A 22,800-nucleotide genomic window follows, 5' to 3' on the forward strand; every position below is an offset into this window, starting at 1 on the left:
GGGCCCAGTCATCCCTCAAAGACGAAACAGCCGCGAGCTGATTTAGCCAAAGCCCCGGCCACCGCCGGCAGCCCAGGCTGCGCGCTTAAATCACCGGGTGGGCGACTCGTCTGAACGTCATACCCATCCTCCAGAAGGCGGCCCTCGCGATGCTCTCCACCCTGGCCAACAACCTGCGCAAGCGGGTCACTCAAGCGCTCCCCGGCAAACACCCCAGCTATCGAATCTTCAATGTCCAGCTGAAGCGGCGGATCGCGCTCAGCCCTTCGCTCACCCGGCTGGTATTCACCGGCCCGGAGGTTGCTGAAATGACCACCCTGGCCCCAGACCAACGGGTCAAGCTGCTGTTTCCCGCCCCCGACGGCTCACCGCCCAGCCTGAACAACGACCTGCACTGGAAGGCCGCGCACAGTGCCCTGCCACCGACCCAGCGCCCGCCGATGCGCACCTACACCATCCGTGCCTTGCGCCGTGAGGCGCTGGAGGTGGATATCGACTTCGTGCTGCATGGTGTCAACGGCCCCGCCTCGGCCTGGGCCACCCACGCCCAGGTGGGTGACCGTTTGCAGATAGTCGCGCCCAACCTGGCCTATGACGGCGACCCCGGCGGTTATGAATGGAAGCCACCGCAAGGTGTGCGCAATGTGCTGCTGGTAGGTGACGAAACCGCACTGCCGGCGATTGCCGGCATCCTGGAGCAACTGGCTGACACCCAGCCCGAGCTGGCGGTGCAAGCATTCATCGAGGTGCCGCTGGAGGCGGATTGCCTGAGCCTGCGCCATGGCGATGCCACGGCGCTGCGCTGGCTGCCGCGCGAACGGCTGAGCTGCGCACATGGCCAAGCCATGCAGCACGCCGTGCGCGAGCTGGCCAGCCTGCCGCTTGGGCACGCCGCACCACGGGCGAAGCTGGAAGACGTGGATATTGAGACTCGCATCCTGTGGGAACAGGCCAGTAGCGACAGCAGCGAGTTTCACGCCTGGGTGGCGGGGGAATCGGCGACGGTGATGGAGATACGCCGGTACCTGATCAAGGAACGTGGATTGCAGCGAGAATGCCTGACGTTGATGGGGTATTGGCGGGCCGGCCGAACCTTTGATTGACGTGAGACAGCCGAGGGCGTTGTGCGCCCCCGGCTTTCGGTCAGACTGCCGCGATGAACGCCTCGGCAAAACGCTGCGCCACTTCATCGACCTGCTCGCCGCTGATGATCAACGGCGGCAGGAAACGCACCACGGCGCCATGCCGCCCACCCAGCTCCAGAATGAGCCCACGCTTCAGGCACTCTCGCTGCACCTTGGCCGCCAGATCGCGGTTGGCCAGCGGCTGGCCAAGCGCATCCCGCTTACCTTGCGGGTCCACCAACTCCACGCCGAGCATCAACCCACGCCCGCGAATGTCGCCCAGCTGCGGGTAATCGCGCTGCAACTGCTGCAGGTGCCTGCGCAAGCGCAGCCCCATGGCCTCGGCGTGGTCGGCCAGGCGGTGTTCCACCAGGTAGTTGATTACCGCCGAACCCGCCGCCATGGCCATCTGGTTGCCCCGGAAGGTGCCGGCATGCGCGCCCGGCTTCCAGGTGTCCAGCCAGTCGCGGTACACCACCACCGCCAGCGGCAGGCTGCCGCCAATGGCCTTGGACAAGGTGACTACGTCCGGTACGATGCCGGCATGCTCGAAGGCGAACATACGCCCGGTACGGGCAAAACCGCTCTGGATCTCGTCGACGATCAGCGCCACACCGGCCTGCTCGGTGATGCGGCGAACGCCCTTGAGCCATTCGATATCGGCCGGAATCACCCCGCCCTCACCCTGCACCACCTCCAGGATCACTGCCGCCGGCAGCGGCACACCGCTTTCCGGGTCGAGCAGCAGGTTTTCCAGGTAATGCAGGTTGGCCTTCACCCCGGCTTCGCCACCCAGGCCGAACGGGCAGCGGTAGTCGTAAGGGTACGGCATGAACTGCGCGCCATTGCCGAGCAAGGCCCCCAAAGGCTGCTTCGGCCCATGGCTGCCCATCAGGCTCAACGCCCCCAGGCTCATGCCATGGTAAGCGCCCTGGAACGCCAGCACGGTGCTACGACCGGTGGCCGTGCGGACCAGTTTCAGCGCTGCCTCTACCGCATCGGTGCCAGTCGGGCCACAGAACTGCACCTTGGCCTCGCGGCATAGCGCCTCGGGCAGGATGCCGAACAGGTCCTGGACGAAGCGGTCCTTGACCGGCGTGGTCAGGTCCAGGGTATGCAGGGGCAACTCATCGGCCAGTACCCGCTGGATCGCCTCGACCACCACCGGGTGGTTATGGCCCAACGCCAACGTGCCGGCGCCGGCCAGGCAGTCGATGAACTGGCGGCCTTCGACATCCTCCACGTAGATGCCACGGGCGCGCTTTAGCGCCAGCGGAATGCGCCGTGGGTAGCTTCGGGCGTTGGACTCCTGTTGTTGCTGGCGTTGCAGCAGGGGCGATTCGGTAAATTCGTACAAAGGTTGCGACGCGCTGACCGGTGCAACCTGGGCAAGGCTGGAAGCGGTGGACATGGGTAAATCCTCGCAAACAAGCGAATGGGCAGTTATCGCTTGGAAAACGCTTGAGTGCCGGGAGGATTTAGCGGTTGTTACTGAATTTTACTTAGCCCGCGCCGGCCCTTTCGCGGGTAAAACCGCGAAAGGGCCAGCACAGGCAGTGAAGATCAACCGGCCGAGCGCGCCGGTACTTGCAAGAGCACCCGCAACCCATCGCTACGGCTGTCGAAGCGCAAGCTGCCGGCACACCGCTGCACGATCGCCTGCACAATTGCCAACCCCAACCCGCACCCACCACTCTGTCCATTACGCCAAAAGCGCTCGGTCAGGTGCTCAAGGTCGGCGTCGGCAATCCCCGGCCCATGGTCGCGCACCATGAACCCCACCTGCCCGTCGGCCATCTGCACCTCCAGCTCCACTGCCTCGTCGCCACCATGGCGCAGGGCGTTGTCCAGCAGGTTGCGCAGCGCGGCCACCGCCAAGGGGGCCGGCATGCCCAGGTAGATCTGCGTCGCTTCTTCAGGCAAACGCAGCACGATGCGCCGGTTATCGCCGCCACCGGCGTCCTGCACCGCCTGCCGGGCCACCTGTTCGGCGCTGCACTGCACGCCATCTTCGAACGACAGGCTGCCTTCCACCCGCGCCAGCATCAGCAACTGTTCCAGCGTGCGATGCATGCGGTCGGCCCCTTGTTCGGCATGCTCCAGCGCCTGCTCGCGCACGGTACCGTCGGTCATGCGCGCCACTTGCAGGTGGGTCTTGATCGCGGTCAGCGGGCTGCGCAGCTCATGGGCGGCATCGTCGGTCAGGCGCCGCTCGCGCTCGAGGGTCTGGGCAATGCGCAGGAACAGCTGGTTCTGGGTTTCCAGCAACGGCTGCAATTCGCTGGGCATGCCTGCCACCTGCAGTGGCTCGACGCTATCGGCACGCCTTCGCCGTAGCGCATCGCGCATGCGGTTGAGCGGCTCGAGGCCTTTGCCCAGGCCAATCCACAACAACCCCAGGCTGCCGAGCAGGGCCATCAGCACCGGTGCAGATGCCGCCAGCAGAATCGACTGGTTCAGCGCCTCACGCTCCATGTGCCGGTCAGCCGTGGTGATGCGCACATCACCATGGTTGTAGGTGAAGGTACGCCACAGTGCACCGTCGATCGTCTGGTCACGGAAGCCACTGCGCTCATCGTCCATGGCGCCATCGTGCTTGTGGTTGCTGGCAAGGATCTCGCCACGCAGCGAGCTGACCTGGCAGGCCATGCCGTCCGGCACGCTGAACTGGTCGGCAGAAATGTGCGCCTCCCCGCCCTTGGCGGTGAGCGGCTGCGGCAACTGGTCGATCAGCCCGGCGACCATACGCGCCGACGCCACCAGGCGCTGGTCGAGGGAAAACATCATCTGCTGGCGCAGGTCACGCAGCATCCACGCAGCGGCCAGCACCCAGATGATCACAAAAGCACTGCCCAGGATCAGGCTAAGGCGTACCCGCAGGCTCATGATGCGGCCTCTTCCGGCGCCTGCGCCGGGCCCAGGCGGTAACCCAGGCCACGCACAGTCTCGACGATGCCGTTGCCCAGCTTGCGCCGCAGGTGGTGGATATGCACGTTCAGGGCGTTGCTCTCGACTTCGTCGCTAAAGCCGTACACACAGTCTTTCAGTTGTTCGCTGGACAACACCCGCCCGGGGTTCTGCAGCAATGCCTGGAGCAGGGCCTGCTCGCGGCGGGACAAGTCGACCGGCCGCCCGGCCAGGGTCGCCTCGCAGCTGCTGGGGTCGTAACGCAACGGGCCGTGTTCGATCACATTCACCGCCCGCCCCGCCACCCGCCGCAGCAGCGTGTGCAGACGAGCGGCCAGCTCGCGCAGGTCGAAGGGTTTGAGCAGGTAGTCGTCGGCACCGGCCTGCAGGCCATCGACGCGGTCGGTGACGGCATCACGGGCAGTGAGCACCAGTACCGGCAGTGTTTCGCCCTGCTGACGCAGGCGGCGCAGCAGTTTCAGGCCGTCGTCGTCGGGCAGGCCGAGGTCGAGAATCATCACATCGAACTGCGCGGCCTGCAGCATCGCCCGCGCACCGGCGGCGTTACCCACCCGGTCAACGGTCAGGCCCTGGGCGGTAAGGCCGGCGCAGATGCCGGCGGCGATCAGGTCGTCGTCCTCGCAGAGCAGAACGTGCATGGTGGGGCTCCCGGAGTGGTGTGGCTGGCATTGCACCTTGGGCGGATTAAGGTGGGATTATGAACCAAGCGAGGCCCTGCGGCGTGTCGACATCCAGCAATACCCCTGCATCTTCCACCTCGACCACCACACAGCTACCCCGGTGGGCATGCACCACCGAGCGCGCCCCTCCATCGCCATGCAGTTGCCCCAGCGCCGGCCAGAAATCCCGCCCGAAGATCACCGGGTGCCCCTGCTGCCCTGCGTGGCGTGGCAGCACGATACGGGACGCATTGGCGGCCTCGGCCAGGCGGCGCAGGGTTGCCGGGTCGATACATGGCATATCACCCAGCAAAATCGCTACCGCCTGTGCCTGGCTGTCGTGAAGCGACCGTGCCCCGACAGCCAGGCTATGCCCCATACCGGACGCGGCATCAGGGCTGCCGATTACCCGGCAACCGGCAGGCAACCCGAAATCCTCCCCACGCTCCCCCTCACGCAAGACCACACGCACCTCGTCGAACACCGCCCTGGCCCGCTCCACGCTGTGCGCCAACAGGCTGCGGCCATCGGCCAGGGTTGCCCGGCGCTTGTCGGAACCGAAGCGCGTGCTGCTGCCAGCCGCCAACACCAGCGCCATGACGCTCACGGCGCGACCTTCTGGCGCTTGCCAAGCCACTGCAACGCCCGGCATACCCCCTTTCGTTCACAATGCTGCACGTTTGCTCCGCCTTCAGCGCGACGAATCGCAGGGATTCAGGACCGATATACAGGGGGCCACAATTCGTATCCGTTGAAAAGGGGTTAACCTTGGGTTAATCGACTCCAGCCAGCATGACCCCATTCCTGGATCTACCAAGGCGAAGACATGCGCGTTTTCCTGCTCTTCCTGACACTGTTGCTGGCCGGCCCCTTGCAGGCCAACCCGTTCGACGTCAAACCTGACTTTTTACCGGTCAACCAGGCCTTCGTGCTCACCCACGACCGCCAGGCCGATGGCCAGATGCGCCTGTACTTCCAGATCAAGCCGGGCTACTACCTGTACCAGAAGCGCCTGAAGTTCGACGGCTTGCCCGCCGACCAGCACCCGCAGCTGCCGCCGGCGCTCAACCACCATGACGAGTTCTTTGGTGACAGCGCGGTGTACCGCGACCAGCTTGAGCTGCTGCTGCCCGCCAATGCCCAGGGGCAATTGCGCCTGGGCTGGCAGGGCTGTGCCGACGCCGGCCTGTGCTACCCGCCGCAAACCACGCAAATCGACCTGGGTGGCGGTGTGGCGCCTGCCGCCGAGCAAGCCGGCGACCAGGCGCTGGCCAGCGGCCTGCAACAGGACCGCCTGGCCTGGAGCCTGCTGGCGTTCTTCGGCCTTGGCCTGCTGCTGGCCTTTACCCCCTGCTCGCTGCCAATGCTGCCGATTCTTGCCGGGCTGGTACTGGGCAACGGCGCTAGCGCCCGGCGCGGCTGGCTGCTGGCCGGGGTGTATGTACTAAGCATGGCGCTGGTGTACGCCGCCCTGGGCGTGGTTGCCGCGCTGCTGGGGGCCAGCCTGCAAGCCTGGCTGCAGCAACCCTGGCTGCTGGGCAGCCTGGCGGGGCTGTTCGTGTTGCTGGCCCTGCCGATGTTCGGCGCCTTCGAACTGCAATTGCCCGCCGCCCTGCGGGACCGCCTGGACCGCGCCGGGCAAGGCACCCGTGGCGGCAACCTGTATGGCGCTGCACTGCTGGGGGCGTTGTCCGGCCTGCTGCTTGGCCCGTGCATGACCGCGCCACTGGCCGGGGCGCTGCTGTACATCGCCCAAAGCGGCGACGTGTTGCAAGGCGCGCTGGTGCTGTTCAGCCTTGGCCTGGGCATGGGCGTACCGCTGCTTTTGCTGGTGACCCTGGGCAACCGCTACCTGCCGCGTCCGGGCGCCTGGATGGAGCGGGTCAAGGGCGTGTTCGGCTTCGTGTTCCTGGCCATGGCGCTGTACACCGTGCGCAGCCTGCTGCCCGCCACCCTGCTGCTGGCGCTGAGTGGCGCCTGGCTCATCGCCTTGGCCTGGGCCAGCTGGCCGGCCCTGCAGCGTCTGCCAGCATTGCGCGCTGTGCCACTGTTGGGTGCCCTGTGGGGCGGCTTGTTGCTGGTAGGCGCCGCAGCAGGTGGCGACGATCTCTGGCAGCCGCTGCAACCGTTCGCCGGTGGTGGTGCGCCAGTTGCTGGTCAGCATGCCGAGGACAGCTTCGTCACGGTGAGCCGCCCCGAAGACCTGCAACGTGAACTGGAAGCGGCAAAGGCCCGTGGCCAGTGGGTGATGCTCGACTACTACGCCGACTGGTGCGTGTCGTGCAAGGTCATGGAAAAGCAGGTGTTCGCCCGCACCGATGTGCAGGCCAGCCTGGCCGGCGTGCACCTGTTGCGCCTGGACGTGACCGCCGACAGCCCGGCCAGCAAAGCCCTGCTGCAACGCTACCAGGTACCCGGCCCGCCCAGCATCATCTGGATCGGCCCGGAGGGCGACGAGCGCCGAGCGCGGCGTATCACCGGTGAAGTCGACACCGCTGTGTTCCAGCAACACTGGGCCCAGACCAGGAGCCAAGGCTGATGCTGACCGTAACCCTCGGGCCACTGACCATGGCCCTCAACCACCTGCTGATGCTCGCCGCCCTGGGGATTGCCTGCGTGGTCGGCTGGTGGGTCGCCCGGCGCGGTGGCGAAAGCCCGGAGTCGGCACTGTTCAACCTGTTCCTGATCGGCGTGCTGGCTGCCCGCGCAGGCTTCGTGCTGGCCTACTGGCCGATGTACCGCGATGAGCCGTTGCAGATCATCGACATTCGCGACGGTGGCTTCCTGTTCTGGTCGGGCCTGGCCGGTATCGTCCTCGCTGCCCTGTGGCAAGGCTGGCGCCAACCGGGCCTGCGCCGCCCGCTCGGTTGGGCGCTGTTCAGTGGTGCGTTGTTCTGGGGCCTGGCCAGCCTGGGCGGGCACCTGTACAGCAAAGGCACCGAGCTGCCGGAACTGAGCCTGCGCAACGCTGGCGGCCAATCCGTCGCCTTGCACAGCTACCGTGGCAAGCCGCTGGTGATCAACATCTGGGCCACCTGGTGCCCGCCCTGCCGCCGGGAAATGCCGGTGCTGCAACAGGCGCAAAGCGACTATCCGCACGTGACCTTCCTGTTCGTCAACCAGGGCGAGACCCCGGAAAACGTCAGCACCTTCCTTGCCACCACCGGCCTGAGCCTGACCCACGTGCTGTTCGACGGCACCGGCCTGCTGGCCCAGCGCGTCGGTTCCATGGCCCTGCCCACCACCCTGTTCTACGACGCCGACGGGCGGCTGGTTGGCAGCCACCTGGGCGAGCTGTCCCGGGCCAGCCTGCGCCACGCCCTGGAGCCTTTCGACCGGGCCACCGCGCCCGCCCCTGCCGCACAAGGAAACTGACATGCGACTGACTGCCCTGCTGCTTCTGTCCCTGGCCCTGCTGGCCGCCCCCGCCTTGCAGGCCGAAGAGCTGCCCAAGGCCGTTCAGCAACTGCAAGCCAAGGGCGCTGTGATCAAAGGCAGCTTCGATGCGCCCAACGGCCTGCGCGGTTACGCCGCCGAGTACCAGAACAACGCCCTGGCCCTGTACCTCACCCCCGACGGCAAGCATGTGCTGGTCGGCAGCCTGTTCGACGAACAAGGCAAGGACCTGAGCGCCGAACCGCTGGAAAAGCTGGTGTATGCGCCGATGAGCAAGGAAATCTGGGCGAAGATGGAGAAAACCGCGTGGATTGCCGACGGCAAGGCCGATGCGCCACGCAAGGTGTACCTGTTCAGCGACCCCAACTGCCCGTACTGCAATATGTTCTGGGAACAGGCACGGCCCTGGGTGGAATCGGGCAAGGTGCAGTTGCGCCACATCATGGTCGGCATCATCCGCGAGGACAGCCCGGGCAAATCGGCAGCCCTGCTGGCGGCGAAAGACCCGGCCAAGGCATTGCAAGCGCATGAAAAAGCCGGCAAGGCCAGCAAGCTGAAGGCACTGGAGCAGGTGCCGGAGGCCGTGCAGCAGAAGCTGGCGGCGAACATGGCATTGATGGAAGAGATGGGGTTGCAGGCAACCCCGGCGATTTTCTATCAGGATGAACAGGGCAATTTGCAGAGCCAGCAAGGGGCACCTCGGCCAGAGATGCTTGGGAAGATTCTCGGTAAGCGCTGATCGGCGGTTGCCTGTACCGGCCTCTTCGCGGGCGTGCCCGCGAAGAGGCCAGTACAGGCTAGCCAATCACTTTAGAGCCCCTCAAGCTCAGCCATCAGGTCACTAAGCCGGTCGACCTTGTCGTCATCCAGCGCACTGCCCTGAAGCCCCTGCACATACTCGGCCAGCTCCTCCACCGTGCTGCACTCGAACATCGCCCGCAGTGGCACGTTCAGTTGCAGCTGTTTCTGCACCCGCGAGGCAATTTGCGTGGCCAGCAACGAATGCCCGCCCAACTCGAAGAAGTTGTCGTGCACCCCCACCCGTTCGGCCTTGAGCACATCGGCCCAGATACCGGCCAACACTTCCTCCAGCGCGTTGCGCGGCGCCTGATAGGCCTGGCTGTGCTGGCCGCCGATGTCGATGGCTGGCAACGCCTTGCGGTCGAGCTTGCCATTGGCGTTGTGCGGCAGGTGGTCGAACCAGCCCCAGTGCAGCGGCACCATGTATTCCGGCAACTCGGCACGCAGGCGTTGCTTTACCTGCTCCAGCAACCCGGCGTCAGCGGCGATACCCTGGTGGGCCACGAGGTAACCGACCAGATGCTTGCCATTGACGCCTTCCTGCACGCCCACCGCAGCGTCGCGGATTTCTGCCTGTTCGTGCAGGCGCGCTTCGATCTCGCCCAGCTCGATGCGGTAACCGCGAATCTTCACCTGGTGGTCGATGCGCCCGACGTATTCCAGCACACCGTCCGGGCGCTGCCGAGCCAGATCGCCGGTGCGGTACAGGCGCTCGCCCGGCGATCCGAAAGGATGAGGAATGAACGCCAAGGCGGTGCGCACCGGGTCGCCGACATAACCACGGCCCACGCCAGTCCCTGCAACACACAGCTCGCCCACCGCACCCAGCGGCACCAGCGCCTGGTCTTCGCCGAACAGGTACAGGCGGTTGTTGTCGGTCGGTGTGCCGATAGGCAGGTAGCTGCCTTGGGTTGACGCAGCATCGACACGGAAGAACGCCACGTCATCGGAACATTCTGCCGGCCCGTAGGCATTGACCAGGCCAATGTGCGGGTAGCGTTGCAGCCACTGCGCCGCCAGCTCCGGCGGCATGGCTTCGCCGGTCGGCAGCATCCAGCGCAGGCCGTCGAGGGCCTGGTGGTCGTTGGCCAGCATGCCTTGAATCAGCGATGGCACGCTTTCCAGCACGGTGATGCCGGTCGCCTGCACATGTGCCAGCAGGCCCTGCGGGTCATGGGCGATGGCGTTCGGCACAATCTCCACCTTGGCCCCGAACAACGGTGCAGCGAGGAACTGCCACACCGAAATATCGAAGCTCTGCGAGGCAGTCTGGGCGATCACGTCCTGCTCGCTCAGCGCCAGGTACGGCACCTTGCTCAGCTGGTTGTTGAGCATGCCGCGCTGCTCCACCATCACCCCTTTTGGCAGGCCGGTGGAGCCTGAGGTGTAGATCACATAGGCCAGGTTGTCCGGGCCACTGTGAATGCCAGGGTTATGGCTGGCAACCGGGATTGCCTGGATGTCTTCCCACACCAGCAACTGTGGCCGTAGCGCAGCCTCCAGTTCGCCCAGCAACTGCCGGCCTTGCTCGGCACAGGCCGCGCTACACACCAGCACCGGGGTACGGCTGAGCTGGATGATGCTTTGCAGGCGCGCCGCCGGCAGGCCCGGGTCCAGTGGCAGGTAGCCCGCACCGGCCTTGAAGCTGCCGACGATCATGCCCAACAGCGGCAAACCGCGCTCGGCCAGCAGTGCCACCGGCTGGTCCACCTTCACGCCTGCCGCGACCAAGGCGTGGCCCAGGCGGTTGGCCGCCAAGTTCAGCCCGGCGTAGTCGTAAGACGCTTCCAGGCAGCGGGCGACGGTACGTTCCGGGTGCGCAGCCACCTGTGCTTCGAACTGCGCGATGTAGCTCTGCTCCAGCGGATAAGCCCGCTCAGTGCGGTTGCAGTCCTCCAGCAGGAAGCGCTGTTCTTCTGCACCCAGCAGCGGCAGTTCGCTGACCTCGCCGTCGAAGCCTTGCACCAGCGCCAGCAGCAGGCGCTTGAACTCGGCCAGCAAGCGCTCGACGGTTGGGAAGTCGAAGTAGCGCTGGTCGAACGACAGGTGCAGGCCAAGGTCGTCGCCCGGGTAGCACACCGCCGTCAGCGGGAAGTTGGTGTGGGTACGGCCCGAATCGGAACTGGCATTCAGGTGCTGGGCATGATCGAGCACGGCGGTTTCCACCGGGGCGTTCTCGAACACGAACAGGCTGTCGAACAGCGGCTGGCCTTTAGGCAGCTCGCTGCACTCCTGAATCGCCACCAGCGGCAGGTATTCGTACTCGCGCAGCTCCATGTTGCTTTGCAGCAGGCCTTGCAGCCACTGGCGCACACTGCGGCGCTCACCGGCTACCGGCAACTGCACGCGTAAGGCAACGCTGTTGATGAACAGGCCGACGGTGCGCTGCATCTGCGGCATGCTCACCGGGCGCCCGGCCACGGTCACGCCAAAGGCCACATCGCGGTCGCCGCTGTAACGCGCCAGCACCAAGGCCCAGGCCGCCTGGGCGAAGGTGTTGACGGTGAGCTGGTGGGCCTGGGCCAGTTCGCGCAGGCGCACGCCATCACTGACGTCAAGGCGGGTGTAGCAATCACCCACCACCATGCCGCTGCCGGCGTGGTCATGGCGCAGCGGGCGGTCACTCGGGATGGCAGTGGCGCGCTCGAAACCGGCCAGGTTCGCCTGCCACCAGGCGCGTGCGTCGTCCAGGCCCTGGCGTTGCAGCCAGCCGATGTAGTCGCGGTAACGTGGCGGCACCGGTAGCTGGGCCTGACGGCCTTCGCCAAGGGCCTGGTACACCTCGAAGAAGTCGTTCATCAACAGCGAGCGGCACCAGGCATCGATCAGGATGTGGTGGTTGCTCATCATGAACCAGTAGCGCTCGTCGGCCACGCGCACCAGGCGCAGGTGGAACGGCGCCTCACTGAGCAGGGCGAACCCGGCCTCACGCTCCTGCTTGTGCAGGGCTTGCAGGCGCTGCTCCTGAGCATCGTCCGCGAGACCGCGCCAGTCCTGATAGTCCACCGCCAGGCTGCCCGGCTTGTGGATGATCTGCAGCATCGCCTCGCCACTGTTCCAGCTGAACGATGCGCGCAACGCTTCATGGCGTGCCACCACGGCCTGCCAGGCCTGGGCGAAACGCGCGGGGTCCAGGGCGCTGTTGATGCGGTAGCGGTCCTGCATGTAGTACAGACCCGTGCCGGGCTCCAGCAGGGTGTGCAGCAGCATGCCTTCCTGCATTGGCGTCAGCGGGTAGACGTCTTCGATCTGTGCCGCTGGCACGGGCAGCGCATCGATCTGCTCCTGGCTAAGGTGTGCCAGCGGGAAGTCCGACGGAGTGAAGCTGCCGTTGCCATCGGCCAGGCAATGGGCGACCAACGCCAGCAGTTCCTGGCGGTAGGCTTCGGCCAAGGCAGCGATGGTGCGCTCGTCGTAGCGCTCGGCACTGAACGTCCAGCGCAGTTGCAAGGCACCGCCATACACCTGGCCATCGACGCTCAACCCGTTGGGCAGCGGAGCATCGAGGTCATGCGCCAAGCCGGCCGGGGCTTCCAGCGGCTGGAACAGCGCCGCGCGGTCGAACTGCTGGTCGAACTGGCCCAGGTAGTTGAAGGTGATGCGCGCCTGCGGCAAGGCCGCCATCTGCTCGCGCACTTGCGGGTCGGCCAGGTAGCGCAGCACGCCATAGCCCAGGCCTTTGTGCGGCACCTGGCGCAGTTGTTCCTTGATGCGCTTGATCGAACCGGCCCGCGCCGCATCGTCCTCGCCTGACTGTGGGCGCAGGCTGAGCGGATACGCGTTGGTGAACCAGCCGACGCTGCGGGTCAGGTCCATGTCTTCGAACAACCCGTCACGGCCATGGCCTTCGAGCTGCACCAGCACCTCCTCATCGCCGCTCCAGCGGCACAAGGTTCGCGCCAGCGCCGTCAGCAGCAGGTCGTTGACCTGGGTGTGGTAGGCCGCCGGAGCCTGTTGCAGCAGTTGCCGAGTCTGCTCCACATCCAGGCCGATGGCCAGGGTGCGGGCGTGGCGGTGCAGGTTGCCACCTTGCGGGTGATCGCACGGCAACTCGCGGCGCACGCCACCCAACTGGCCTTGCCACCAGCCCAGTTCGTCACGCAGCGAATCGCTGCCCGCGTAGCTGGCCAGGCGCGCGGCCCAGTCGCCCATGGCGTGGGTCTTGGCCGGCAGCGGCTGGCCACGGTACAACGCCTGCAGGTCTTCAAGCAGCACCCGCCAGGACACGCCATCGACCACTAGGTGATGAATCGCCAGCAACAGGCGCTGGCTGCCCTGCCCGTCACGCACCAGCAAGGCACGCAGCAGCGGGCCCTGTTGCAGGTCGAGGCTACGCTGCAAATCGGTGTATAGCGCCTGGCAATCGGCGAAGTCGGCGACAGTGGCGGTCCACAGCAGTTGCTCGGCGGCTGGCTGGGCATACTCGGCCTGCCAGCGGCCATGGGCCTCGCTGAAACGCAGGCGCAAGCTGTCGTGGTGCTGGACCAGTGCGGCCAAGGCCTGCGCCAGCGCAGCCTCATCCAGCGGCTGACGCGCTTCCAGCAACACCGCCTGGTTCCAGTGCTGCGGCTGCGGCACCTCGCTGTCGAAGAACCAGTGCTGGATCGGCGTCAGGCCGACCTGGCCCTGGCGCTCGCCCTGTTCGATGGTGCTGGCAGCTTCGCTGCGCTGAACCACCTCAGCCAAGATCTGGATGGTCTGGTGCTGGAAAAGGTCGCGCGGGGTGAATTGCAAGCCGGCCTGACGGGCCCGGCTGACCACCTGAATCGACAGGATCGAGTCGCCGCCCAGTTCGAAGAAGTTGTCTTGCACGCCAACCTGGGCAACATGGAGCACATCGCGCCAGATCTGCGCGAGTTGCGCCTCCACTTCGTTGCCGGGGGCTTGGTATTGCTGGCGGGCCTGCTCCAGATCGGGCAGCGGCAAGGCACGGCGGTCGAGCTTGCCGTTACCCATCAGCGGCAGGCTTTCGAGCAGCACCAGGTGCGCAGGCACCATGAAGTCCGGCAGGTGCTGGCGGGCATCAGCCTTTACTGCTTCGCGCAACAGGCTTTGCGCCTCGCTACCGGCAGCGGCCTGCTTGCACACCAGGTAACCCACCAGCTGCTTGCCACCAGGCAGGTCGAGGGCCAGCACCACAGCCTCTTCGACGTCGGCATGCGCCTGCAGGCGGCTTTCGATTTCGCCCAACTCGATGCGGAAGCCGCGAATCTTCACCTGCTGGTCGGCACGGCCGACGTATTCCACCAGGCCATCCGTGCCCAGGCGCACCAGGTCGCCGGTGCGGTACAGGCGCCCGCCTTCAGTGCTGAACGGGTCGGCGACGAAGCGCTCGGCGCTGAGGCCCGGGCGGTCGTGGTAGCCCTGGGCCAAGCCGGCACCGCCGACATACAGTTCGCCAATGCCGCCCTGTGGCAGCAAGGCCAGATCTTCGTCGAGGATGTAGGCCGTGCGGCTACCGATGACGCGGCCGATCGGCACGCTGCCCAGCTCTGCCTGCAGCGTTTCTGGCGCCAGGCAGGCCAGCGGCATGACCACGGTTTCGGTCGGGCCGTAGGCGTTGAAGAACTGCTGCGGCGCAAAGGCCTGGCGAATACGCTGCAGGTGCTCGCCAGTCAGCGCTTCGCCACCGGTAATCACCAGGCGCACCGGCAGTTGTTCGCCTTGCCCGCCCAGGTATTGGGCCAACTGGCTGCCATAGCTGGGGGTAAAGCCCAGAATGCTTACCTGCTGATCACGTACCAGCTGGCAGATCTCTTCGGCGCCCCACTGCCCCTGAGCGCGCAGCACCACGCGGGCACCGCATAGCAGCGGCACCCACAGGCGCTCGCTGGCCGCGTCGAAGTTGATCGAATAGAAATGCAGCTCGCAGTCATCGCTGCGCATGCCGAATGCGGCGATCACCGCCTGGCAATGCATGGCGAATTCGCCGTGGCTGACCACCACGCCCTTGGGCTTGCCGGTGGAGCCGGAGGTGTAGATCAGGTAGGCCTGGTGCTGCGGCAGGCTGAGGTTGTTTAGCGGTGCATCGCTGTAGGCCGAAAGGCTGGCGGCATCGTCTTCCAGGCTCCAGCGGGCCACGCCTTCGGGCAGGTCGCCCAGGGTTTGCAGCAGCTCGCGCTGGCTGATCAGCAAGCCAATGCGGCTGTCCTCGATCATGTAGCGCAGGCGGTCGAGCGGGTACTCTGGGTCCAGCGGCACATAGGCGCCCCCCGCCTTGAGGATGGCCAGCAGGCCGACGACCATTTCCAGCGAGCGCTCTAGCGCCAGACCCACGCGTACCTGCGGGCCGACACCGCGCTCACGCAAGGCGCGGGCCAGGCGGTTGGCCTGCTGGTCGAGTTCGGCGTAGGTCATGTGCTGGCCGGCGAAGGTCAGTGCACCTGCCTGCGGCGTACGGGCCGCCTGGGTGGCGAACAGGGCATGCAGCGTGTGGTCAAGGTCGAAGGCCTGCTCACCCTGCAACTGCCCCACCAACACCTGCTGCTCGGCGCGGCTCAGCATCGGCAGCTCGCACAGGCGCTGTTGCGGGTTGTCCAGCAGACCGACCAGCAGTTGTTGCCAGTGCTCGGCCATGCGTGCGATGCGTGGCTCGTCGAACAGGTCGCGGCTGTAGGTCAGGCAGCAGCCCAGGCGGCCGTCGAGGTCGGTCACTTCCAGATAAAGGTCGAACTTGGTGGCGCTGGCGTCGTTGACCAGGTAATCCACCTGCATGCCGGCCAGCGTACGGCTTTGCTGGAAGGCCCAGCGCTGCACGTTGCACATCACCTGGAACAGCGGGTTGTAGGCACTGCTGCGCGGTGGCTGCAAGGCCTCGACCAGCTGGTCGAACGGCAGGTCCTGGTGCGACTGGCCTTCGATGGCGGCCTGGCGCATCTGCTCCAGCAGGTCGCTGGCGGTCATCTGCCCGTCCAGCTCGCAACGCAGCACCTGGGTGTTGAGGAAGGCGCCAATCAGGCCTTCGCTTTCCGGGCGAATGCGGTTGGCCACCGGCGCGCCGATGCGCAGGTCTCGCTGGCCACTGTAGCGGTGCAGCAAGGCGGCCAGGGTGGCGGTCATGGTCATGAACAGGGTCAGGCCGCGCTGGCTGTTGAAGGCATGCACGCGAGCGACCAATGCTGGGTCGAGCTCAAAGCGGTACAGCTCGCCACGGTGGCTCTGCACGGCCGGGCGCGGGCGGTCGGCGGGCAATGCCAGCACCGGGTGTTCGTCGCCCAGACGGGCCTTCCAGTAATCCAGCTGGCGGGCACCCTCGCCGCTTTCCAGCCACTGCCGTTGCCACACGCTGTAGTCCAGGTATTGCACCGGCAGCGGCGCCAGCGGCGATTCGCGGTCATCGACAAAGGCCTCGTACAGCTCGCCCAGTTCGCGGGCGAAAATGTCCATGGCCCAGCCTTCGGTGACGATGTGGTGCAGGGTCAGCACGAAGAAGTGCTCACGCTCCTGGGTCTTGACCAGGCAGGCGCGCAGCAGCGGGCCACGCTCCAGGTCGAACGGCTGGTGCGCCTGGTCGTCGGCCAGTTGTTGCAGGCGTTGCTGGCGGGTATCGGCGGGCAAGGCGCTGAAGTCTTGCCAGTCCAGCTGCAGGCCGCTGTCTTCGGCCACGCACTGGTACGGCACACCGTCGATGCTGGGGAACGTGGTGCGCAGGGTTTCATGGCGCACGATCAGCGCCTGCAGTGCACGCTCGAAGGCGTCTACATGCAGGGTGCCGCGCAGGCGCGCCATGCCGCCGACGTTGTAGGCCGGGCTGTCCGGCTCCATTTGCCAGAGGAACCACATGCGCTGCTGCGAATACGACAACGGCACGGCCCGGCTGCGGTCGACACGGGCGATTTCGCCTTGCAGGTTGCGCTCGCCGGCGGCGCGGATGCGTGCGATCTCGGCACAGAACGCGCCCAGCTCGCTGGCTTCGAACAAGGCCTTGAGTGGCAGTTCGACGTCACAAGCCTGGCGGCTGCGCGAGACGATCTGGGTGGCCAGCAGCGAATGCCCGCCCAGGGCGAAAAAGTCGTCCTGCAGGCCGACACGCGGCAGGTTCAGCACCTCACGCCAAATGGCAGCGACCTGCTGTTGCAGCTCGGTTTTTGGCTCGACGTGTTCGCGTTGCTGCCACACCGGGGCCGGCAGCGCCTTGCGGTCGACTTTGCCGCTGGGGCCCAGTGGCATCTGTGCCAGCGGGATGAGTTGCGCCGGCACCATGTAGGCGGGCAGTTGTTCAGCCAGCACCGCCAGCAACCCGGCGGGTTGGGCACTGCCGCTGTAGTAGCCGACCAGTTGCGCGCCGACAGCATCCTTGTGAATCAGTACCAGTGCCTGATCGACACCGGCCTGGGCCAGCAGGCAGGCCTGTACTTCCTCCGGCTCGACACGGAAGCCGCGCACCTTCACCTGCTGGTCGAGGCGACCGAGGTACTCCAGGGCCTCAAGCTGAACCTGCCAGCGGGCGCGGTCGCCGCTGCGGTACAGGCGTTCGCCATTGCCGTCGGCCTGGGGCACGAAGCGTTCGGCGGTAAGGCCGGGGCGGCCCAGATAGCCACGGGCCAGGCCTGCGCCACCGAGGTACAGCTCGCCCGGTACGCCGGGGGCCGTCAGTTCCAGCTCATCGTCCAGCACGCGGCACAGCACATTGCCCAACGGGCGGCCGATGGGCGAGCGCTCGCCATCGGCCACCTGGCAGTGCCAGTGGGTGACGTTGATGGCGGTTTCGGTCGGGCCATAGCGGTTGTGCAGTTGCACCTGTGGCAGCACTTGCAATACGCGGTCGCGCAAGGCGGCAGACAGCGCTTCGCCGCCCGAGAACACGCGGCGCAGGCTGTTGCAGGCGGCCACCTGCGGCTCCTGGACAAACACTTGCAACAGCGGCGGCACGAAGTGCAGCGTGGTCACACCATTGGCCTGTACCAGCGCAGCGATGCGCTGCGGGTCGCGGTGCTCGCCGGGGCCGGCCAGTATCAGCTTGCAACCGGTGACCAGCGGCCAGAAGCATTCCCATACCGATACATCGAAGCTGATCGGCGCCTTCTGCATCAGCACGTCGCTGTCATTCAGCGCATAGGTGGCCTGCATCCACTGCAAGCGTTCGGCCAGTGCCGCATGGGTGTTGCCCACGCCTTTGGGCTGGCCGGTGGAGCCGGAGGTGTAGATCACGTAGGCCAGGTTGTCGCCGTGCAGCTGCAGGCCTGGCGCGTGGCTGGGCCAGCTGTCCAGGTGCAACTGGTCGAGGGCGATGGCGCTGACGCCGTCGACCTGCGGCAACTTGCCCAGCAGGCTGCTGTGGCTCAGCAGCAGGCCGGCGTTGCAGTCGGTGAGCATGTAGGCCAGGCGTTCGGTCGGGTAATCGACATCCAGCGGCACGTAAGCGCCGCCCGCCTTGAGGATGGCCAGCAGGCCAACCAGCAACTGCGGCGAACGCTCGATGGCAATGGCGACGCAGGTGTCGGGGCCGACGCCTTTGTCACGCAGGTAATGGGCCAGGCGGTTGGCCTGCTGGTGCAGTTCGGCGTAGTCGAGGCTGCCGCCGTCCCAGACCAGCGCTGTGCGCTGCGGGGTCAGGCGGGCCTGTTCGTTAAGCTGCTCGACCAGCAGCCGTTGCGGCGCGATGGCCGGTGCCTGGCCCCAGCTCAGCAGCTGCGCTCGGCCAGCCTCGTCCAGCAATTGCACCTCACCCAAGGCCCGCTGTGGCGCGGCACTCACTTGCTCCAGCAGCGCCAGCAAGTGATGGGCCAGGCGTTTGACGGTGCTGGTGTCGAACAGCTCGGCGGCATAGTCGAAGGCCAGGCTCAGGCGGCCCTGGTGGTCTTCTTCACTGTGCAGCTGCAAGTCGAATTTGGCTTCGCGGCTGTGCCACGGCAGCTCCTCGGCCAACAGACCCGGCAGGCGGCGCAAGGCCGACAGGTCGCGCTGCTGGTGGTTGAACATGACCTGGAACAGGCCTTGTTCGCGCGCTTCGGGCAGGGCTTCGACCAGCTGTTCGAACGGCAAGTCCTGGTTGGCCTGGGCCTCCAGGGTGGCTTGGCGCACCTGGGCCAGCAGCTGCGTGAACGGCAGGCGGCCATCGAGCTGTGCGCGCAGCACCTGGGTGTTGATGAAGAAGCCGACCAGGCCTTGGGTTTCCAGGCGCGGGCGGTTGGCGTTGGGCACGCCGACGCGGATGTCGGCCTGGCCACTGTAGCGGTGCAGCAGCGCCTGCCAGCCGGCCAGCAGGACCATGAACAGGCTGGCCTGCTGTTCGCGGGCCAGGCCTTTGAGTGCTTCGGTGAGCTTGGCCGGCACCTTCAGATTGAAACGTGAAGCACTGTGCTCGCGCTGGCTGGCGCGGGGGTGGTCGGTGCACAGGTCAAGCGCCGGCAGGTCGCCGCCCAACTGTACCTTCCAGTACTGCAATTGGCGTTCGGCTTCACCGTCGGCCAGCCATTGTCGCTGCCAGGTGCCATAGTCGGCGTAACCCAGGGTCAGCGGCGCCAGGTTGGCCTCCAGGCCCTGGCAGCAGGCGGCGTACAGCCTGGCGAATTCATCCAGCAAGATGTTCAGCGACCAGCCGTCGGCGACGATGTGGTGCAAGGTCACCCACAGCTGGTGGTCTTCATCGTCCAGCCGGGCCAGGGTCACGCGCAGAAGCGGGCCCTGGGTCAGGTCGAACGGCTGGCGGGCTTCGGCTTCACGCTGGGCGCTGACCTGCTCGGCGGACTGGCCTTCGAGGTCCAGGCGGTGCAGGCTGAACGGCTGTTGCGCCAGGATGCGCTGCAGGGCCTGGCCGTCTTCTTCACTGAAGACGGTGCGCAGGGATTCGTGGCGTGCCACCAGCGCCTGAAAGGCAGCCTCCAGCGCGCTTTCGTCCAGCTCGCCACGCAGCTGCAGGCCGGCCGGAATGTTGTAGGCCGCCGATTGTGGCGCCAACTGCCACATCAGCCATAAGCGGTTTTGCGCCAGCGACTGGGGCAAGGCCTGGCCGCGTTCCAGCGTTGCGATAGTGGCGGTTTCGGCAGCGCCCTGCGCGATGACCGACGCCACAGCGCTACTGTAATCGGCCAGCACCGGCGCTTCGAACAGGGTGCGCAGGCTCAGGTTGATACCCAGCTCATCGGCCAGTCGGGCGGTGGCCTGGGTGGCGGCGATGGAGTTGCCGCCCAGCAGCAGGAAGTGGTCGTCGGCCGCAATCGCCTCGACCTTGAGGATGTCGCGCCACACCGCAGCGATGCGTGCCTGCAGTTCATCGGCAGCACCCGCGCCCGTAGCGGCTTCGCTCACATCCGGGAAGCGGGCATAGCAGTCCAGGCTGCCATCGCCCATGCGCAGGCGGCAGGCCGAGCGCTGCAGCTTGCCGCTGGAGGTCTTGGGCAGCGCGCCGGGGTTCAGCAGCAGGACCACGGCCGGGGCCTGGCGGCAGGCATCGGCGATTACCTGGCGCAGGGTCTTGATCAGGTCTTGAGGCTTTATTGCCTTTTGCACGTTGCGGCTTATCTCCACCGCCACGCCGATGCCCTCCTCGCCCTGATGCTCGACGGCGAACACGGCCACCCGCCCTTTGCGCAATACTTCAACTTCACGCTCGAGGGTTTTCTCCAGGTCCTGCGGGTAGAGGTTCTGCCCACGCACGATCAGCATGTCTTTCAGGCGCCCGGTGACGAACACCTCGCCCTCGCGCATGAAGCCCAGGTCGCCGGTGCGCAGCCAGGTCTGGCCGTCCATTTCGACAAAAGTGCGTGCGCTGGCTTCGGGGTTGCGCCAGTAACCCAAGGCGATGCTTGGGCCACCCGCCCAGATTTCACCCACCTGGTTGTCGCCCAGTACCTGCAGCTGCTGCGGCTCGACAATGCGCACGGCGTGCCCAGGCTGCGGGTAGCCGCAGCTCATCAGCACGCTGCCCTGGCCCGGCTGGGCACGGTTGGCGGCGAAGGCTTCGGCGTCCAGCTCCAGCGCGGCGATACCCTGGCCGCGGCGGCTGCCGCTGACGAACAGGGTGGCTTCGGCCAGGCCGTAGCTGGCGAAGAAACTGGACGCATCGAAACCGCAGGCCTGGAACTTGTCGGCGAAGGTGGCCAGGCTATCCTGGCGGATCGGTTCGGAGCCGGAATAGGCCACGCGCCAGCGGCTAAGGTCTAGCCCGGCCAACGCGGCCTCGCTGACCCGTTCGCTGCACAGGCGGTAGGCAAAGTCGGGGCCACCGCTGATGGTGCCGCCGTACTCGCTGATGGCCTGTAACCAGCGCAGTGGCCGGGCCAGGAAGTAGCCCGGCGACATCAGCACACACGGCACTCCGCTGAAGATGGGTTGCAACAGGCCGCCGATCAGGCCCATGTCGTGGTACAGCGGCAACCAGCTGACGATCACGTCGTCGGGGTTGAGATCGATGCCGAAGCCTTGGCGAATCAACTGCTCGTTGGCCACCAGGTTGCCATGGCTGACTTGCACGCCCTTGGGCAACGCGGTGGAGCCGGAGGTGTATTGCAGGAAGGCGATGTCATCGCCTTTCAGCGTAGGTTCGCGCCAGTTCGCGGCCAACGCCGGGTCCAGGCTATCCACTGCCAGCAGCTCAGGGCCGTTGTCCGCTGCCAGGGCTTCCAGGCCCTGCAGGTTGCCGTGCAGTGCCGCCACGGTCAGCAACAGACGTGGCTCGGCGTCATCGATGATCGACAGCAAACGCTCCTGGTGGTGCTGGCGCGCGGACTCTGGCGGATACGCCGGTACCGCGATCACGCCGGCATACAGGCAGCCGAAGAACGCTGCCACGTAGTCCGGGCCGCTGGGGAACAACAGCACCGCACGGTCGCCGAAGCCGGCACGGGCCTGCAAGGCGGCGGCGATGGTGCGGGCGCGCTGGTCGAGGTCCCGATAGCTGAGCACGGCCTGCTCGCCGGGGGCGTCGGCCAGAAAGCGCAAGGCGACCTTGTCCGGGGTCTGGGCGGCGCGTTGCGCCAGGGCCTGGACCAGCGAGAGCGGGAGTTCGAAGGCGTCCGTCATGGGGTGTTCCTGCCAGTGTCTGGGTGGGGCGGGCCGGCTGCGGCGCGAACGTGGGCGGGCAGCGAATGGCGACCAAGGATGTACACAGGGGAACGGATGGGCAGGGGCAGAAATTAACGGGTCATGTCTTGAGAGGTGTGACGCCTGGGAGATCGAGCGCCGCCCGCGCGGCGCATCGCCGGCAAGCCGCCTCCCACATTTGTTTCGGGCCAGTTATTCCTGAGACAGAGACGCGCGGCCTTAGAACTGAAAAATACAGATACTAATTACGTTTCGCATTTGACAACCATTATCATTCTGAATAGCTTGTCGCACGTCGTAGGAAGCTTCCCAGCCTTGGGTGCCTCCTTTCCCCTCTGTGACAAGGTGATTTCCATGGCGGAACAACTATCCACAAGTAAGTGCGATTCACCATTACTGCAGGCCTTCGTCGACAACCGCAGCATCCTGGTCAAGATCGCTGCGCGCATTACCGGCTGCCGCTCGCGCGCCGAAGATGTGGTGCAGGACGCCTTCTTCCGGCTCAGCGCCGCCCCGCAGATCACATCGTCGTTCAAGGCGCAGCTCAGCTACCTGTTCCAGATCGTGCGCAACCTGGCGATCGACCATTACCGCAAGCAGGCGATGGAGCTGAAATACTCCGGCAGCGAGGAGGAAGGCCTGAATGTGGTCATCCAGAACGCCTCGCCCGAAGCCACGCACATCAACCTCGCTGCGCTGGATGACATTGCCGAGGCACTGAACGAGCTGCCGCAGCGCACCCGCTACGCCTTCGAGATGTACCGCTTGCACGGCGTGCCGCAGAAGGACATCGCCAAGGAGCTGGGCGTGTCGCCGACACTGGTCAACTTCATGATCCGTGATGCACTGGTGCATTGCCGCAAGACGGCCAATCGCCAAGGTTGATCTTACGGGGCCGCTAAGCGGCC

General features: G+C 66.2%; 10 protein-coding genes. 5 read left to right on the plus strand and 5 right to left on the minus strand.

Annotation, left to right across the window (positions count from 1 at the left end; all coding sequences use genetic code 11):
• Nucleotides 1–149 precede the first annotated feature (149 nt).
• The gene (locus tag ACF8R4_RS11550; RefSeq protein ID WP_164524860.1) at nucleotides 150–1,103 is read left to right on the plus strand and encodes a siderophore-interacting protein; all 954 of its coding nucleotides are present in this window, start codon (nucleotides 150–152) and stop codon (nucleotides 1,101–1,103) included.
• Nucleotides 1,104–1,143: 40 nt separating this feature from the next.
• Here the strand turns inward: ACF8R4_RS11550 and ACF8R4_RS11555 are convergent, their stop codons facing one another.
• The 4 genes from ACF8R4_RS11555 to ACF8R4_RS11570 form a co-directional block, all read right to left on the minus strand.
• Nucleotides 1,144–2,535 (minus strand): aspartate aminotransferase family protein, encoded by a 1,392-nt coding sequence (locus tag ACF8R4_RS11555; protein WP_060501182.1) that lies wholly within the window; start codon nucleotides 2,533–2,535, stop codon nucleotides 1,144–1,146.
• 152 nt (nucleotides 2,536–2,687) lie between these two features.
• Nucleotides 2,688–4,010, minus strand: coding sequence for an ATP-binding protein (locus tag ACF8R4_RS11560; RefSeq protein ID WP_060501184.1), 1,323 nt, complete (start codon nucleotides 4,008–4,010; stop codon nucleotides 2,688–2,690).
• Nucleotides 4,007–4,690, minus strand: a complete 684-nt coding sequence (locus ACF8R4_RS11565) for a response regulator (RefSeq protein WP_392492430.1) — start codon at nucleotides 4,688–4,690, stop codon at nucleotides 4,007–4,009. Before ACF8R4_RS11565 ends, ACF8R4_RS11560 begins: the two co-directional genes overlap by 4 nt.
• 46 nt (nucleotides 4,691–4,736) lie before the next feature.
• The gene (locus ACF8R4_RS11570; RefSeq protein WP_164524861.1) at nucleotides 4,737–5,318 is read right to left on the minus strand and encodes an NTP transferase domain-containing protein; all 582 of its coding nucleotides are present in this window, start codon (nucleotides 5,316–5,318) and stop codon (nucleotides 4,737–4,739) included.
• 219 nt (nucleotides 5,319–5,537) lie between these two features.
• Here ACF8R4_RS11570 and dsbD point away from each other — a divergent pair, with 219 nt between their 5' ends.
• The 3 genes from dsbD to dsbG are packed head-to-tail and all read left to right on the plus strand — an operon-like array spanning nucleotide 5,538 to nucleotide 8,846.
• Complete coding sequence (gene dsbD / locus ACF8R4_RS11575) at nucleotides 5,538–7,250, plus strand: protein-disulfide reductase DsbD (RefSeq protein ID WP_392492432.1); 1,713 nt, start codon at nucleotides 5,538–5,540, stop codon at nucleotides 7,248–7,250.
• Nucleotides 7,250–8,086 (plus strand): TlpA disulfide reductase family protein, encoded by an 837-nt coding sequence (locus ACF8R4_RS11580; RefSeq protein ID WP_060501190.1) that lies wholly within the window; start codon nucleotides 7,250–7,252, stop codon nucleotides 8,084–8,086. The genes dsbD and ACF8R4_RS11580 overlap by 1 nt, the downstream gene beginning before the upstream one ends.
• 1 nt (nucleotide 8,087) lies before the next feature.
• The gene (dsbG, locus tag ACF8R4_RS11585; protein ID WP_223624336.1) at nucleotides 8,088–8,846 is read left to right on the plus strand and encodes a thiol:disulfide interchange protein DsbG; all 759 of its coding nucleotides are present in this window, start codon (nucleotides 8,088–8,090) and stop codon (nucleotides 8,844–8,846) included.
• Between the two features lie 71 nt (nucleotides 8,847–8,917).
• Here the strand turns inward: dsbG and ACF8R4_RS11590 are convergent, their stop codons facing one another.
• Nucleotides 8,918–21,871, minus strand: coding sequence for a non-ribosomal peptide synthetase (locus tag ACF8R4_RS11590; RefSeq protein ID WP_392492435.1), 12,954 nt, complete (start codon nucleotides 21,869–21,871; stop codon nucleotides 8,918–8,920).
• 375 nt (nucleotides 21,872–22,246) lie between these two features.
• Here ACF8R4_RS11590 and ACF8R4_RS11595 point away from each other — a divergent pair, with 375 nt between their 5' ends.
• A complete protein-coding gene (locus ACF8R4_RS11595; protein ID WP_016711688.1) occupies nucleotides 22,247–22,777 on the plus strand; it encodes an RNA polymerase factor sigma-70 in 531 nt (176 codons plus the stop codon).
• The last annotated feature ends 23 nt before the right edge of the window (nucleotides 22,778–22,800 follow it).

Source organism: Pseudomonas sp. FYR_2 (assembly GCF_043106425.1).
Lineage (GTDB): Bacteria > Pseudomonadota > Gammaproteobacteria > Pseudomonadales > Pseudomonadaceae > Aquipseudomonas > Aquipseudomonas monteilii.

Excerpts from the sequence above, each read along its gene's own strand:
- ACF8R4_RS11595 (WP_016711688.1), top strand. The coding sequence starts at position 22,247 with ATGGCGGAACAACTATCCACAAGTAAGTGCGATTCACCATTACTGCAG.
- ACF8R4_RS11565 (WP_392492430.1), bottom strand. The coding sequence starts at position 4,690 with ATGCACGTTCTGCTCTGCGAGGACGACGACCTGATCGCCGCCGGCATC.
- ACF8R4_RS11555 (WP_060501182.1), bottom strand. The coding sequence starts at position 2,535 with ATGTCCACCGCTTCCAGCCTTGCCCAGGTTGCACCGGTCAGCGCGTCG.
- ACF8R4_RS11550 (WP_164524860.1), top strand. The coding sequence starts at position 150 with ATGCTCTCCACCCTGGCCAACAACCTGCGCAAGCGGGTCACTCAAGCG.
- dsbD (WP_392492432.1), top strand. The coding sequence starts at position 5,538 with ATGCGCGTTTTCCTGCTCTTCCTGACACTGTTGCTGGCCGGCCCCTTG.
- dsbG (WP_223624336.1), top strand. The coding sequence starts at position 8,088 with ATGCGACTGACTGCCCTGCTGCTTCTGTCCCTGGCCCTGCTGGCCGCC.
- ACF8R4_RS11590 (WP_392492435.1), bottom strand. The coding sequence starts at position 21,871 with ATGACGGACGCCTTCGAACTCCCGCTCTCGCTGGTCCAGGCCCTGGCG.
- ACF8R4_RS11580 (WP_060501190.1), top strand. The coding sequence starts at position 7,250 with ATGCTGACCGTAACCCTCGGGCCACTGACCATGGCCCTCAACCACCTG.
- ACF8R4_RS11560 (WP_060501184.1), bottom strand. The coding sequence starts at position 4,010 with ATGAGCCTGCGGGTACGCCTTAGCCTGATCCTGGGCAGTGCTTTTGTG.